At 36.9% G+C, this 14,518-nt stretch carries 17 protein-coding genes; all 17 read left to right on the top strand.

What is annotated here, in order from left to right; all coding sequences use genetic code 11:
* The first annotated feature begins 216 nt into the window (after positions 1 to 216).
* The 17 genes from rpsP (at position 217) to Hs30E_RS08885 (ending at position 14,157) form a co-directional block, all read left to right on the top strand.
* On the top strand, positions 217 to 495 hold the full coding sequence (rpsP, locus tag Hs30E_RS08805) for a 30S ribosomal protein S16 (RefSeq protein ID WP_172209589.1): 279 nt from the start codon (positions 217 to 219) through the stop codon (positions 493 to 495).
* Between the two features lie 65 nt (positions 496 to 560).
* Entirely contained in the window at positions 561 to 800 is a 240-nt protein-coding gene (locus Hs30E_RS08810) for a KH domain-containing protein (protein ID WP_172209590.1), read from the top strand.
* Positions 801 to 1,045: 245 nt separating this feature from the next.
* Positions 1,046 to 1,561, top strand: coding sequence for a ribosome maturation factor RimM (rimM, locus tag Hs30E_RS08815; protein ID WP_172209591.1), 516 nt, complete (start codon positions 1,046 to 1,048; stop codon positions 1,559 to 1,561).
* 2 nt (positions 1,562 to 1,563) lie between these two features.
* Entirely contained in the window at positions 1,564 to 2,292 is a 729-nt protein-coding gene (gene trmD, locus Hs30E_RS08820; protein ID WP_172209592.1) for a tRNA (guanosine(37)-N1)-methyltransferase TrmD, read from the top strand.
* 18 nt (positions 2,293 to 2,310) lie between these two features.
* The gene (locus Hs30E_RS08825; RefSeq protein ID WP_172209593.1) at positions 2,311 to 2,913 is read left to right on the top strand and encodes an HAD-IA family hydrolase; all 603 of its coding nucleotides are present in this window, start codon (positions 2,311 to 2,313) and stop codon (positions 2,911 to 2,913) included.
* Positions 2,903 to 3,283: a DUF1149 family protein gene (locus tag Hs30E_RS08830; protein WP_172209594.1), complete on the top strand. Its 381-nt coding sequence runs from the start codon at positions 2,903 to 2,905 to the stop codon at positions 3,281 to 3,283. The genes Hs30E_RS08825 and Hs30E_RS08830 overlap by 11 nt, the downstream gene beginning before the upstream one ends.
* Before the next feature lie 199 nt (positions 3,284 to 3,482).
* Entirely contained in the window at positions 3,483 to 4,304 is an 822-nt protein-coding gene (locus tag Hs30E_RS08835; RefSeq protein ID WP_172209595.1) for a MucBP domain-containing protein, read from the top strand.
* Between the two features lie 229 nt (positions 4,305 to 4,533).
* Positions 4,534 to 4,914, top strand: a complete 381-nt coding sequence (locus Hs30E_RS08840) for a DUF1149 family protein (RefSeq protein ID WP_172209596.1) — start codon at positions 4,534 to 4,536, stop codon at positions 4,912 to 4,914.
* Between the two features lie 12 nt (positions 4,915 to 4,926).
* A complete protein-coding gene (locus Hs30E_RS08845) occupies positions 4,927 to 5,778 on the top strand; it encodes a DegV family protein (RefSeq protein WP_172209604.1) in 852 nt (283 codons plus the stop codon).
* A complete protein-coding gene (gene dapB, locus Hs30E_RS08850; protein WP_172209597.1) occupies positions 5,775 to 6,539 on the top strand; it encodes a 4-hydroxy-tetrahydrodipicolinate reductase in 765 nt (254 codons plus the stop codon). The genes Hs30E_RS08845 and dapB overlap by 4 nt, the downstream gene beginning before the upstream one ends.
* The gene (locus Hs30E_RS08855; RefSeq protein ID WP_172209598.1) at positions 6,536 to 7,732 is read left to right on the top strand and encodes a CCA tRNA nucleotidyltransferase; all 1,197 of its coding nucleotides are present in this window, start codon (positions 6,536 to 6,538) and stop codon (positions 7,730 to 7,732) included. The genes dapB and Hs30E_RS08855 overlap by 4 nt, the downstream gene beginning before the upstream one ends.
* 191 nt (positions 7,733 to 7,923) lie before the next feature.
* Complete coding sequence (locus Hs30E_RS08860) at positions 7,924 to 9,801, top strand: ABC-F family ATP-binding cassette domain-containing protein (RefSeq protein ID WP_172209605.1); 1,878 nt, start codon at positions 7,924 to 7,926, stop codon at positions 9,799 to 9,801.
* A 33-nt stretch (positions 9,802 to 9,834) separates the two neighbouring features.
* Positions 9,835 to 11,628, top strand: a complete 1,794-nt coding sequence (locus tag Hs30E_RS08865) for a DUF2325 domain-containing protein (RefSeq protein WP_172209599.1) — start codon at positions 9,835 to 9,837, stop codon at positions 11,626 to 11,628.
* Between the two features lie 136 nt (positions 11,629 to 11,764).
* The gene (locus tag Hs30E_RS08870; protein WP_172209600.1) at positions 11,765 to 12,604 is read left to right on the top strand and encodes a thymidylate synthase; all 840 of its coding nucleotides are present in this window, start codon (positions 11,765 to 11,767) and stop codon (positions 12,602 to 12,604) included.
* A gap of 91 nt (positions 12,605 to 12,695) precedes the next feature.
* A complete protein-coding gene (locus tag Hs30E_RS08875; protein WP_172209601.1) occupies positions 12,696 to 13,463 on the top strand; it encodes a threonine/serine exporter family protein in 768 nt (255 codons plus the stop codon).
* A 15-nt stretch (positions 13,464 to 13,478) separates the two neighbouring features.
* Entirely contained in the window at positions 13,479 to 13,946 is a 468-nt protein-coding gene (locus Hs30E_RS08880; RefSeq protein ID WP_172209602.1) for a threonine/serine exporter family protein, read from the top strand.
* 52 nt (positions 13,947 to 13,998) lie between these two features.
* The gene (locus Hs30E_RS08885) at positions 13,999 to 14,157 is read left to right on the top strand and encodes a hypothetical protein (protein ID WP_172209603.1); all 159 of its coding nucleotides are present in this window, start codon (positions 13,999 to 14,001) and stop codon (positions 14,155 to 14,157) included.
* Positions 14,158 to 14,518: the final 361 nt, after the last annotated feature.

Genomic DNA, 14,518 nt, shown 5'->3' on the forward strand with positions numbered 1-14,518 from the left:
AACTTGATAACACGATACTTTTTCAATTCATTCACAGTGAGTAATATCCTTTTCATAAGTATTAGTTTAACATTTGGGACATTTTATGTTTCGACCTACTTAGGACATTATCACTTTCGAATGATATACTGTCAAGAAAAAAACTTGACACCACTTGACAAGCTAAAATAATCTGCTATAATAGACAATGTAAACAAAAAAGAAAAGAGACATATCATGGCTGTAAAAATTCGTTTGACTCGTATGGGTTCAAAGAAAAAACCTTATTACCGTATTAATGTTGCTGATTCACGTACACCACGTGATGGTCGTTTCATCGAAACTGTCGGCACATACAACCCTTTGGTTGCTGATGAAAATCAAGTAACTTTGAAAGAAGACCGCATTCTTGAGTGGTTGGGAAATGGCGCACAACCGTCTGACACAGTTAAAAATATCTTGTCAAAAGCTGGCGTTATGAAAAAATTCCACGAAGCAAAATACGCTTCAAAATAAGCATTTTTTTGCATGAGGCGGCTAGTTTTGGTCGCTTTTTTGTATAAAATAAGAAAGAGAAGACTATGGATTTAGAGATACAAGAATTGGTACTCACAATCGTTAAGCCTTTGACAAGCAAGCCAGAGGCTGTCAGAATTGTTGTGTTTGACGGCGATGAATTTACAGAGTTTCATCTTCATGTTGCAGAGCAAGACATGGGTAGAATCATCGGCAAACAAGGGCGAATTATCCAAGCTATCCGCACGCTTGTTTACTCCGTACCTGTTGAAGGTAAAAAAATCCGCCTTTTGGTTGATAAATAAACTAACTTAGTATATAAAAAGCTAACACTTTTGGCTAGAATTGACGAAAAATAATTTAAAATTTACGTTCATTTTTATAACTAAGTAAATATAACCTGAGTTTTGATAATGTTTTAAGAGAGTCAAAGGTTGACAAGTGTCAGGAGGAATACCACCTTGCCACTTGTCAACCTTTTCTATAACTAGGGTAAAATGTTGAAAGATTCAAACTCGCACAAAAATAAATATTTTGATATAATAGCGTTATGGATTATTATAAAGTAGGAAAAATTGTTAATACACAAGGGTTGCAAGGTGAGGTGCGCGTGATTTCTGTGACTGATTTTGCAGATGAGCGTTATCAGAAAAATGCTGAATTGGCCTTGTTTGATAAGGCTGATAAGTTTGTTAGAACCTTGAAAGTCAAGACACATCGCAAGCAAAAAAACTTCGATATTCTCAAATTTGATGGTATTTATAGTATCAATGAAGTCGAAAAGTTTCGCGATTTTTCACTAAAAATTGCTGCTGAAAATCGAGCTGAGCTTGATAGTGACGATGAATTTTACTATGATGACATTATCGGAATTGACGTTTTTGAAAATGACCAAAAGATTGGTACAGTGTCAGAAATTCTGCAACCTGGTGCCAATGATGTTTGGGTTATCAAGCGAAAAGGGAAAAAAGATTTGCTTCTACCATTTATTGATGATGTGATTTTATCTGTCAATGTCGCGAGTAATCGTGTTGAGGTTGATGTACTTGAAGGATTGGATGATTAGAGATGCGGCTTGATATTCTGACTTTATTTCCAGAAATGTTTTCAAGTTTGGAACATTCGATTGTTGGACGTGCACAAAATTCTGGGAAAATCAATGTGAATTTTCATAATTTTCGTGACTTTGCGACCAATTCGCAAAAGCACGTTGACGATATGCCTTATGGTGGCGGTCAAGGGATGTTGCTTATGCCACAGCCGATTTTCGATACTCTGGCTTCATTTCCCCATGAAAAGGCGCGCGTTTTGATGATGGATCCGGCGGGGCGAAGATTTGATCAGAAGTTCGCTGAAGAGTTGGCAAAGGAGGAGCAACTTGTCTTTCTTTGCGGGCATTATGAGGGCTTTGATGAGCGGATAAAAACGCTTGTGACGGATGAGGTATCGCTCGGTGACTACGTGTTGACAGGTGGTGAGGTGGCAGCGTGTGTCATGATTGATGCGACGGTGCGGTTAATTCCTGATGTACTTGGCAAGAAAGCCAGTCACGAAGACGACAGCTTTTCCTCGGGGCTGCTGGAGTATCCACAGTACACGCGACCCGAGGAATTTCGTGGTCTAAAAGTTCCCGAGGTGCTTATGAGCGGTCATCATGAAAACATTCGTAAGTGGCGCTTGAGCGAAAGTCTCCGTAAAACCTTGCGGCTGCGTCCTGATTTATTAGAAAAATATGAGCTGACTGATGAAGAGCGGAAAATTCTGACAACATTAGAAAACGAACCGCTATTAAATTAGAGAGTGATAGAAGAGTAAATGAAGATAAAAAATTATATTTGGGATTTTGATGGTACTTTAATGGACACCTATCCTGTCATGCTTGAAGCCTTGGAGCAGACGATTGAGGCGCATAGTATCAAGTTTGAGGGGAATTTAGCTCATTTTGTTAAGAATTACTCGATTAGCAAATTTGCTTTGGTTTATGCCAATCAGAAATTTATGACAGATTTTCATGAACGTGAACGGGACTTGACGACAGAAGTCAAATTTTATCCTAAGATTCCTGAAATTTTAATCAACATTGTTAAAAATGGGCAGCAAAATTTTATTATCAGTCATCGGGATAATGCGACTTATGCGTATTTGGGAGAATTTCGGGACTTGTTTACAGAAATTGTGACGAGTGATGATGGTTTTTCGAGAAAACCTGATCCTGCTGCAATCAATTATCTGGTTGACAAATATAACTTAGAACGTAGTCAGACGGTTATGATTGGTGACAGACCTCTGGATGTTGAGGCGGGCAAAAATGCGAAAATTAAGACGATTTTATTTGATGAATTGAACTTTTTTACTCATGATACGGTAAAAGTAGATAGAATAATCCATAAATGGGAGGAATTTAACGATGAATATTGAGCGTGAACAAGAAGTTGTTCATCAGTTTCACTATGATGCACGGAATTTGGAGTGGGAAAAGGAAGAAGGAACCCCACAAACGAACTTGAATGTTCAGTTTCAGTTGGCTGAAAACATGGAAAAAGTAACAGATGAGGACACAGCAATCAATACAGTTTTGACTTTTATGATTGTCCTTGAAAACCTTGTGATTTCAGGCTATGTCAGCCAAATGAACTACATTCGTGGACGTATTGTGAAAGCACGTAATGAGTTGACACAGGAAAATATGGAGGAGCTGGCAGCGCCACTATTTGAAATTCTTAAACGTTTGACTTATGAAGTGACAGAAGTGGCGCTTGATGAACCCGGTGTGACCTTGGAATTTTAAACTAAAAAGTTAAGCTTTTATATTTTTTTAATGATATGAAAATAAAACGTCCTTACTTTAAAAAATACAATTTAATTGAGACATTTTTACGAAAATATGTTAATCTATTTATGAGAGAAATGTTTCAAAAATAAGTATTTGCCAAGAAGAAACAGAAACTGAAATAGGTTTGTGATTTGATATTAGCATTGGAGGGGGAATGGGAGAAAGACCAAGCAGTAATATCATGCGACAATCGAAAGTAACAGTTAGGTATGTGGATGAGATGGGATACGATTTGGTCAAGCCAATTGTTTTAAATGGTCAAATTGGTATGCCATATTTGACCCAGATTGTTGATTTTCCTAATTATTTTATTACTGAATTGCCTCAGAATATGACAGGAGAATATACGGATGACCCAACTGTCGAAGTTATCTATCACTACAAGAAAGAGGCAATTAAAAGTGTTTTAAATGACGAATTTTCTGTACCAGTAACAGGTCAGATTAATTTTGCAACTCAAGGAAAAATGCCAGCTAAGATGTCAATCTTAGTGGAAGAACCGTTAAAGACAAGGCTTGATTCAAATACAATTGATGATAAGAAGTTTGATCAAACCATAGTTAAAATTGGCAAATTGTTTCGGGCGATGAGTTCGGAAAAAGAATCTTTCGAGACTTCTTCTCAGTCTGAAACTGGTGTGATAAGTCAAAATTTAGAAATCGAGGCAAGTTGTCAGCAAGACGTTAGTGTGACACCTGAAATCAAGAGGATTGTTGCTAGAGCTGAAACGCCATTTAATGACCACGAGGTGTTACCAACAAATACAAAGGAGGACGAAACAATGTCTGACAATACTAAATCAATTGAACAACTTTTAAATATTTCGCCTGTAAAAATCATTTCTGAAAGTATTAAAGAAATCACTGCTGCAATCAACCATGAGATGAGTCAAGATAATAGCCACTTAGATAATGTTGTCTCACTTTCAGCGAAAATTATTGAACTTGCTAAAGTTCTCGAACGTCTTGAAAATTAATGTGGCATAAAAATAATATGTTGCTAAATATGCGGAAAAACTCAATTCAGGGATTATCAAATAAAAACGTCTGTCAGGCGTTTTTTGTGTCATTGACAGAAAAATCAATAAACTTTAAAACGTGAAACTGTGGTATAATTAAAATAGGGATTTTGGAAATACCCAAATGTGGACGAAAGTTCTAGTTTATTAATGATATTGAAATAGATTATAAAAAGGAGAAGATAAAGTGAATATCGAAAGAGAAAAAGAAGTTGTCCATCAATTTCATTATGATGCTCGAAATATTGAGTGGGAAGAAACTAATGGCACACCTCAAACAAATTTGAATGTGCAGTTTCAATTGGCTGAAGATGCTTCTAATGCTGGAGAAAATGACACGGCAATTAACAGTGTTTTGACTTTTAACATCGTACTCGAAAATTTATTGCTTTCGGGTTATTTAAGTCAAATGAATTATATTCGTGGGCGCGTGATTGAGGATCGGACGGCGTTAAATCAAGAAGAAATGCAAGAATTGGCAGCGCCTTTATTTGACATCCTCACGCGTTTGACTTATGAAGTAACAGAGATTGCGCTTGATGAACCTGGCATAAATTTGGAGTTTTAACCTATGGCGATGATGACGAAAACAGCAATTATTACAGATAGTTCAGCTCCTTTGAGCGATGAAATTAAGGCGAAAGCCAATGTTTTTGTGCTTGACATTTCAGTTTATATCAACGGCGAGACTTATGTTGAAGGTGTCAATTTGACTGCTGAGCAATTTTACCTAAAAATGGCTGAGACAACAGAACTTCCGAAAACGAGTCAACCGAGTGTACTTGCGCTTGAAGAACTGCTTACTCAGCTACAAAAAGAAAATTATACACATGTTATGGGAATTTTCTTGTCAAGTGGTATTTCAGGTTTCTGGCAGAATATTCAGTATCTCACATCAGAATATGAGGGGATGACGATTGTATTTCCAGATACAAAAATGACCTCATCACCACTTGGTCATATGGTCGAAACGGCTTATAATATGACTAAAACGAATGCTAGCTTTGATTTAATCGTATCAGAAATTAATGAGACGATTGCCAAAACGTCGATATTTATTATCGTGAATGACTTGAATCATTTAGTAAAAGGTGGTCGGTTGTCAAATGGTGCGGCGGTTATTGGTAATTTGCTCAATATCAAACCCATTTTGTGGTTTGATGAAGTGGGTAAAATAGTCGTTTATGAGAAAATTAGAACAAGCAAAAAGGCATTTAAACGACTTTATAAAATTCTTGCCGAAACGACAAAAGATGGCGAGTACAAGCTTTATGTCATTCATGCCAATGTTCCTGAAAAAGCACGTGATGTGGCAAAAGAACTTTCAGATATTGGCTTTGATGTGTCAATTGCGACTTTTGGTTCAGTCATTGGCACACATCTTGGGGAAGGAGCGCTCGGATTTGGTATCAGTCCGAAATTAAATTCATGATAAAAGTGATTATAGCAGGCTTTAAAGGTCGTATGGGTACAGCTGCTGTCAATATGGTATTTGAAGATGACACTTTGGCACTTGTTGCGGTGCTTGACCCCTTTGCCCAAGAAACTTCTTTCAAAGGCGTGCCAATTTTTACTGATAAAGCAGACTTAGTAGGTATTTCTGCCGATGTTTGGATTGATTTTACGCAACCGTCAGTGGCTTATGAGCATACAAAATTTGCTATCGAAAATGGTTTTCGACCTGTTGTTGGCACGACCGGTTTTAGTGAGACGCAGATTGCCGAGTTGCTTGCTTTGTCGGAAAACAAGCAACTCGGCGGTTTGATTGCGCCTAATTTTGCAATTGGTGCGGTTTTACTGATGGAATTTGCGCAGAAAGCTGCGAAATTTTTCCCTGATGTTGAGATTATTGAGTTACATCATGACAAGAAAAAAGATGCGCCGTCAGGTACGGCGATTAAGACAGCCGAGTTGATTTCAAAAGTGCGTCCAGCTAAAAGGCAAGGTGTGAGTGATGAAACTGAGATGATTTCGGGTGCGCGTGGTGCTGATTTTGAGGGAATGCGACTTCATTCTGTTCGTTTGCCAGGTCTTGTTGCACATCAGGAAGTCATCTTTGGTGCAAATGGTGAAGGCTTGACTTTGCGACATGATTCTTATGATCGTATCTCCTTTATGAGTGGTGTCAATCTTGGTGTCAAAAAAGTCATGACTCTTGACAAATTAGTGTATGGATTAGAACACCTTTTATGAAATTAGAAAAATTACCAGTAGAATTTAGCAACGCATTGCCAATTTTACAAAAAATTAGAAATGCTGGTTACGAGGCTTATTTTGTTGGCGGGAGTGTGCGTGATGTTTTGCTCAATCGCACTATTCACGATGTTGACATCGCAACTAGCTCTTATCCAGCTGAAACTAAGCAGATTTTTGATCATACGATTGACATCGGAATTGAGCATGGTACAGTTTTGGTCTTGGAAAATGGTGGCGAATATGAGGTGACGACTTTTAGGACGGAAGATGTTTATGTTGATTATCGCAGACCCTCTCATGTGACTTTTGTTCGGCAGTTGTCTGAGGACTTGTTGCGGCGTGATTTTACGATAAATGCTTTTGCATTAGCAGACGACGGTCAAGTCATTGATTTGCATGGTGGTTTGGCTGATTTGAACAATCAAATTCTTCGTGCTGTTGGCAATCCGTCGGAGCGTTTCAATGAAGATGCGCTACGAATTATGCGTGGGTTGCGGTTTGTGGCTGTTTTGAATTTTGAATTAGAATCAGAAACTTTTGCCTCTATGGCAGCACAGGTCCACTTATTAGCGAAAATTTCGATTGAGCGAATTTTTATTGAGCTAGATAAACTTTTGACGGCTGAATTTTGGCAGAAAGGTTTTGGCAATTTGCTTGCAATTAAGGCTGAACAATATCTGCCTGATTTTTCTGATAGTACGGCTTTGCACGTTTTACTTGACTTGCCGAATGATTTTAAGTTTACCAATTCAGTGCAAGCTTGGGGGTATCTACTCTATCAGTTAGGGCATGTGGACGGCAAAATCTTGCTCAAAAAATGGAAAGTTTCTAGGGAATTTTCGTTATCCGTGACCAATTTTCTGACAGCTTATAGGACGCGTTTGGCACGTGATTTTTCTTCGGAGGATTTGTATCATCTTGGACAATCAAGTCTGATTTTGGTAGAAGAACTGTTTGCTGCGCAAAATCTTGAGACGAATTTTGAGCAAATCACAGAACTTGATAAACAGCTACAAATTCGTCATAAAAAAGAAATTGTCGTTAAAGCAGGGCAAATCATGACTGAATTTGCTATCAAACCAGGGCCTGAGATTGGCAAATTATTTCATCAGATTGAACTTGAAATTGTCAGAGGCCAGTTGAAAAATGATGTTGCTGATATTTTAGCGTATTGTAAAGCACATCTCTGAAAACTCAGATTTGTCAAGTCTTGTCAATTCCTAAATTCGTAGATAGCAAATAAAATTTTATCCAAAAATCTACAAAAGTAGTTTTTTGAAATACCTCATACGCAGCTGAATAAAAAAACTGACAAATCAGGAAATTTTGTATGTCGTTTTTTCATTTGCCTAAGTATAAATTAACTAGAGAAAGTGGTAAGATGACAGATTTTCGTGTTGAAAATTTAACTAAATCAGTTGGAGATAAGACAGTTTTTTCTCATTTAAATTTCATTATTCATCCTTTGGATCGAATTGGTCTGATTGGCGTAAATGGTACTGGGAAAACAACTTTATTGGATGTGATTTCTGGTAAATTGGGTTTTGACGGTGATAATTCACCGTTTTTCGGGCGCAATGATTTTAAAATCGAGTATTTGACACAAGATCCCAAATTTGATGAAAATTTAACGATTATGGATACGATTTTGTCTGATGATTTGCCGCAAATGCAAGCCATTAAGCATTATGAAGCGACCTTGCTTGCGTTGACAAATGATGCAACTAATCTAAAATTACAGGAAAATTTGACTAAAATTGAATCGCAAATGACAGCACTTAATGCTTGGGAAGTTGAAAGTCAAGTCAAAACGGTGCTGTCAAAATTGAAATTACCAGATATTATGATGCAAGTGAAGCAGTTGTCAGGTGGTCAAAAACGGCGTGTTCAATTGGCGAAAGCCTTGCTCAATCCAGCTGATTTGTTGCTATTTGATGAACCGACTAACCATTTAGATGTGGAGACGATTACTTGGTTGGAAAATTATCTAAAAAATTCACGTCAAACAGTGTTATTTATTACGCATGACCGTTATTTTTTGGATAATTTAGCAACAAGAATTTTTGAATTGGCTAATGGCGATTTGATTGAGTATCAAGGCAATTATCAAAATTATTTACAGCAAAAAGCTGAAAATGATGTGCGTGAAATGGCACAATATCACAAAAATAAACAGTTATATCAACAAGAATTGGCTTGGATTCGTAAATCGCCTCAAGCGCGTGCAACCAAGCAACAGGCGAGAATTGATCGTTTTGAGGACCTCAAAAAAGAGGTTCAAAATGTAACGACAAAAGATGACTTGGCAATCAATGTTGCAACATCACGGATTGGGAAAAAAGTCATCAATTTTGAGCATGTGACTTTTGCTTTTGATGATAAAGTGATTTTATCTGATTTTAATCTGTTAGTTCAAAATGCTGATAGAATCGGTATTGTTGGTAATAACGGGTCTGGTAAATCAACCTTGCTCAATCTGATTGACGGCAATTTAGTAGCTGATTCTGGTATGATTGAGATTGGTGAAACGGTTAAAATTGGTTATTTTTCACAACAAATTCGAGGACTTGACGACTCGAAACGTGTGATTAATTTTTTACAAGAAATTGCAGATAATTCACAAACAATCTCAGGTGAGTCAATTTCGATTGTGAATTTATTGGAGCAGTTCTTATTTCCGCGGACAACACATGGGACACAAATTTCAAAATTATCTGGTGGAGAAAAAAAACGTCTTTATTTGTTGAAAATTTTACTTCAACAGCCTAACGTTTTATTGTTGGATGAGCCAACCAATGACTTGGACATTGCGACTTTGACCGTCCTTGAAAATTTTATCCAGCATTATCAAGGTGTTGTTATCACAGTTAGTCACGACCGTTATTTTTTGGATAAGGTGGCGCAAAAACTGCTTGTTTTTGAAAATGGCGTGGTAACGGAAGTTCACAAACTTTACTCGGATTATTTGTCAGATAAGGTATTTGATGATAAAATGGTAGCTAGGCGTGAAACAGTGGCTGTTGTTAAGGAGAAAACACTTGAAAAACGGCGCATGACTTATGCTGAAAAGCAAGAATGGGCGAAAATTGAAACAGATATTGCTGAATTGGAAATAGAAATTGAGGCTATTACAGCTGAAATGCTAGCAAATGGCAGTGATTTTGCTAAATTAGCAAGTTTACAAAAAGAATTAGATGAGAAAAATGAGAATTTACTTGCTAAATATGAACGTTATGACTATTTAGCTGAATTTGAATAATATTAGTTTAAAATAATAAAGGAGAATAAGATATTGATAAAAGATTTATTAAAGAAAATTTTAGTTACTGAAATTAAAAAGTCATCATACTTAGTTGAAAATAATTTATTTTCAGAATTTAGAGAAACGCAGAAAACACAAGCCGTTTTTGCAAAATTAATCGCCGAAGGTAAGTTTACGGATGATTTTCTTGAAACAGATCAAGAAACAGTTGTTTTAACTGATTTTAACTCAACTGAAACTTTAAAAAGTGATGCCGTTTCTAATGTGGTTGAACAAATTTCTGACTTTTCAGAAATTTTGCAAATATCTGAAAGTGACTCAGATATCGAAGTTGTGGACAGACGAAGTGCATTTGTGAAACTAGTTCAAGGAAAATTCTCAGCGATTTATAGGAATTTTAAAGTATATGATAGCGACCCAGATGAAACAACTTTGGATGCGCGATTATTGGCTTTTATTGAGAAAAAAGCTCAATTTAATAAGCGAGGTTTTCCAACTAACAACTTTGCTAGAGCTTTAGAATTTATTGACAAGAAAAATGAGAAGGTTGAAGTACCAGAAGCACCAGTTTATACACCAAAGCCGCAAGAACTTGCAGTAGCAGTCAATAAAAATCCCAAGTTAGCCCCCTTAATTACCAAAGGTGTTTTCAGAAAATCAACAACTGGTGGTTTTGTTAATAATTTTGCCATAAATGAGAGTCTTGTTCGCTATTTGAAATTTGAAGAAGGACAAGTATTAGAAATTTATGATAAAGCACAAAATACAATTCCTTTTACTGTTAAACATGACGGGTTTGAACGTGAGTTGACACCATCGAAAATTAAAAATTTCCAATTTGGTGTGGTTGAACCTGCGGGGAATGGTCGTTTTTGTGTTGGAAAAAATATAAATGGAGATTTGCTGAGTGATTATTTAGCTATTGATGCTTATTTTCCAAGCGATCGCGTGATTCATAATTACAAACTTGAAGAAGATGATATTGTTGAGTTGCGTTGGAGTAATGATAATCCTGAAACTCTAGTGATAAATTGGAAATATCGTTTGTCTGACTTGAATGATTTGGAAAATGAGAAGTATGTTAATTTCCAAAAATCAAAGAAAAAATCAGCTAAGGATAAACTTGAGGAAAGTGAAGAGAACTCTGATGAGACGAGTACTTCCGATTATGAATTTGATTTACAAGGTCACACCGTTCTAGTCATTGGTGCGCCACCTTATTGGGGCAAATGGAAACAAATGATTGAGCAAAATAATGGTCGTCTGTTGACTTATGACAGCCATAAGCCTAGTAAACGAACAATGGAGAGTCTTGTTACTAAATCTGATGTCGTGATTTTTAGTAAAAATTTGTTGTCGCACGCCTCTTGGTGGATGGGGAAATCTTTTGCTAAGGAATATCGCAAGCCTTACGGCATGTTTGATGGTTTTGGTAAGGGAACTGTTTTCCGCATTATCGAAGAGTTGCTAGATCTCAAAGAAAAGAATACCGAAGTGATTAACGACTTTAAGGACTTGGCGAATGAGGCTGCGGCTGACAAGATTGAAAATGCTGAAACAGATACCGAAGCTACTATTGCCAAGGCCAAAAAAGAGAAAATCATTTTTGATGATTTCATTGATTTTACAGAAGATAACTTGCAAAAATTTAACGATGAGCGTATTGAAAAAGCTGATAAAGTCAAACTTGCCAAAGAAATGTTGGCAAAATTTAATGCGTCAAATCCTAACCGTAAGCAACGTCGCTCGATGTCTAAAACTATCAAATTTGTTGAATCTATGATTGTGAAAAATCAGGAAGAGGATATTGTGGAGCAGGAATAGTTAGCGCAAACTGAATGATTTTAAAATATAAAAATCACTAGTTATGTTTAAATAGTAAGTGTTGTAAAAATTAACAAAAAATGTTACAATAAAAATATTGTTTCTTTAAAAAAAGCAAAGAAAGAGTAGAAGAATTGTGAGAAAAGCAGATAAAATTTTCATTGATAATATCAATAACATTATGAATAATGGTGTCTGGAGTGAGAATGCGCGACCCAGTTATAAAAATGGCAAGACCGCAAATTCTAAGTATATCACGGGTGCTTTCGCTGAATATGATCTTGCCAAAGGTGAGTTTCCAATTACAACTTTGCGTCCAATTGCTATCAAATCAGCGATTAATGAAATATTTTGGATTTATCAAGAAGGCTCAAATGAACTTAAGACGTTGGTAAATAATCGTGGTGTCCATTATTGGAAAGATTGGGAAGTTGGTGATTCGGGAACTATTGGTCAACGCTATGGCGCAACGGTCAAAAAGTATGATATTATTAACAAATTGTTGGCAGGTCTTAAAAAAAATCCGTGGAATCGCAGAAATATCATCAATCTCTGGCAGTACGAAGATTTTGAAGAAACGGATGGCTTGTTACCTTGTGCTTTCATGACCATGTTTGATGTGCGGCGTGTTGGCGATACCCTCTTTCTTGATGCGACTTTAACGCAGCGGAGCAACGATATGTTGGTGGCACATCACATCAATGCTATGCAATATGTGGCTTTACAGATGATGATTGCCAAACATTTTGGTTGGAAAGTCGGCAAATTCTTCTATTTTGTTAATAATTTACACATTTATGATAATCAGTTTGATAATGCGAAAGAACTGCTGAACCGTATACCGTCTGACAAAAATCCAATTCTCAAACTCAATGTACCTGACGGGACAGATTTCTTTAAAATCAAACCAGAAGATTTTGAGTTGATTGATTACGAACCCGTCAAACCACAATTAAAATTTGATTTGGCGATATAGGATAAATCTTTAATGTCAGTGTATTTTTGTGACTATAACTCGATTCCCCATAAAAGCACGTTTAACGTGTTTTTTTGATAAAATAAAAGATATGAAAAAAATAGAAGAAAATAAGCTACTTATAAACGCTTGTCTCTTAGCAGGTGAGATTCTCATGGCGAATGGTTCTGAAATCACACGTGTTGAAGATGTTATCATGCGAATTGGTGGCGCTACTGGCATTGAAAATTTGCAGGTTTATGCGCTTTTAAACGCAATTACCGTGAGTTTTCCTAACGAATCTCTAACGCAAATGCGTGCCATTCCACCAAGAAATCAGAATATGGACATGGAAAAAATCGTTGCGGTCAACGATTTGACACGGCAATTTACGGCTGGAAAGATTTCTGTACGCGACCTTCATGATAGTCTTAACACGATTGAGACAACGATTCCGACATTTCCAGTTTGGCTACAAATTGTTGCTAGCGTTTTTATTGCAATGAGCATGATGATAACGATTACCAAAACGCTGACACCAACCAATCTAATTTTGACAGGTCTTAGTAGTGGCCTCGCCTATACCGTCTATTTGAGGGTTAGAACGTATTTTAATATGCGCTTTTTCGGCTTGTTTCTCGCTAGTCTGACGATTTCCTTGATGATGTTGATTGGCACGCGTTTTCTTGAACAGCCGTTCAATCCTGATACGATTATCATTGGTGCGGTTATGCCGCTTGTGCCAGGTGTTGCGCTGACCAATGCTGTGCGTGAAATTATGGCCGGCAACTTCATTTCTGGTCAGGGGCGCATTGTTGAGGCACTGTTATCTGTGATTTCTATCGGTCTTGGCATCGCTTTGCTGTCGTTTTTTTATTAGAAAATTCGGTGTATCATGATTATTTTATTTAACTTGTTGTTGCAAGCCTTGCTTGGTTATGTTGGGTCATTCGCCTTTGGGATTCTTCTCAACATTCCTCGACGCACGCTGAATCGTGCAGGACTTGTTGGTGGCAGTGCTTGGTTGATTTTTGAGTTGGTCGAGCTTTTGACTAAAGCGTTTCTCAATGCTAACTGGCGTGTTGTTGTCGGTTCTTTTTTAGGTGCCGTTGTCATTGGTATCCTGAGTTTAAGCATGAGCCGAGCGCAAAAAGTACCCATGCTGATTTATAATATTCCAGGTATTTTTCCTTTGGTGCCAGGAGGACAGGCATATCAAGTTGTTAGAAACCTTGTGATAGGTAATCAAGAGGCTGCACGAGCTAATTTTGAATTGGTTGTGATTATTGTGGGGGCGCTTGCAGCGGGATTCTGGTTAGCTGAATTGATTAATCGCTTGCGTGGGATGAATCGTTTGGCTTAAATTCTGATTTTAAAATATTTATATCTCTAAAATTAAGTTAAGGGAGTTCAACATGTCTTATCAACCCCCATTTCAAATTACCAATCACGCGCTTAATCGAATTGTCGATATCACACAAATTTTGACACGCCTTAGCTTGACTAATTCACGAAATTTACATCTGCGCAAAGAAAATCGTCTACGTGCCATTCAATCATCGCTTCTTGGCTGATAATGATAGTGCAACACGATTTATTGATTTTATGCTAGATGTTATTTTAGAAACGCTAAAAAAATCATCAACTTAAAGTTAGCGATATATCAAGTTTTATCAGAAGTTCAAGCCGAATTTTATCAACAAGTCAAAACTTATCTGACCACTCGATCTTATATTACAAGCGCTCAGGCACAAAAGTTAGGCTCTATAATAAATCGTGTGGGAAAAATTCCCAGACGATTTTTTTGCAAAAAAAATCCTTCCTTCTATAATGTGAGTTACTAAGCAACACAAAAGAAAGGAAAGACATGTTTAATTATATCCTAAGTAAGTATCATTTACAAGAAAAAGACTGGTTATATTCAGATACTTCCCC

This window comes from Pseudolactococcus hodotermopsidis, from assembly GCF_011170085.1.
GTDB lineage: Bacteria > Bacillota > Bacilli > Lactobacillales > Streptococcaceae > Pseudolactococcus > Pseudolactococcus hodotermopsidis.

Excerpts from the sequence above, each read along its gene's own strand:
- Hs30E_RS08860 (WP_172209605.1), top strand. The coding sequence starts at position 7,924 with ATGACAGATTTTCGTGTTGAAAATTTAACTAAATCAGTTGGAGATAAG.
- Hs30E_RS08885 (WP_172209603.1), top strand. The coding sequence starts at position 13,999 with ATGTCTTATCAACCCCCATTTCAAATTACCAATCACGCGCTTAATCGA.
- Hs30E_RS08845 (WP_172209604.1), top strand. The coding sequence starts at position 4,927 with ATGACGAAAACAGCAATTATTACAGATAGTTCAGCTCCTTTGAGCGAT.
- Hs30E_RS08855 (WP_172209598.1), top strand. The coding sequence starts at position 6,536 with ATGAAATTAGAAAAATTACCAGTAGAATTTAGCAACGCATTGCCAATT.
- trmD (WP_172209592.1), top strand. The coding sequence starts at position 1,564 with ATGCGGCTTGATATTCTGACTTTATTTCCAGAAATGTTTTCAAGTTTG.
- rimM (WP_172209591.1), top strand. The coding sequence starts at position 1,046 with ATGGATTATTATAAAGTAGGAAAAATTGTTAATACACAAGGGTTGCAA.
- Hs30E_RS08810 (WP_172209590.1), top strand. The coding sequence starts at position 561 with ATGGATTTAGAGATACAAGAATTGGTACTCACAATCGTTAAGCCTTTG.
- Hs30E_RS08830 (WP_172209594.1), top strand. The coding sequence starts at position 2,903 with ATGAATATTGAGCGTGAACAAGAAGTTGTTCATCAGTTTCACTATGAT.
- rpsP (WP_172209589.1), top strand. The coding sequence starts at position 217 with ATGGCTGTAAAAATTCGTTTGACTCGTATGGGTTCAAAGAAAAAACCT.
- Hs30E_RS08880 (WP_172209602.1), top strand. The coding sequence starts at position 13,479 with ATGATTATTTTATTTAACTTGTTGTTGCAAGCCTTGCTTGGTTATGTT.
- Hs30E_RS08835 (WP_172209595.1), top strand. The coding sequence starts at position 3,483 with ATGGGAGAAAGACCAAGCAGTAATATCATGCGACAATCGAAAGTAACA.
- dapB (WP_172209597.1), top strand. The coding sequence starts at position 5,775 with ATGATAAAAGTGATTATAGCAGGCTTTAAAGGTCGTATGGGTACAGCT.
- Hs30E_RS08825 (WP_172209593.1), top strand. The coding sequence starts at position 2,311 with ATGAAGATAAAAAATTATATTTGGGATTTTGATGGTACTTTAATGGAC.
- Hs30E_RS08875 (WP_172209601.1), top strand. The coding sequence starts at position 12,696 with ATGAAAAAAATAGAAGAAAATAAGCTACTTATAAACGCTTGTCTCTTA.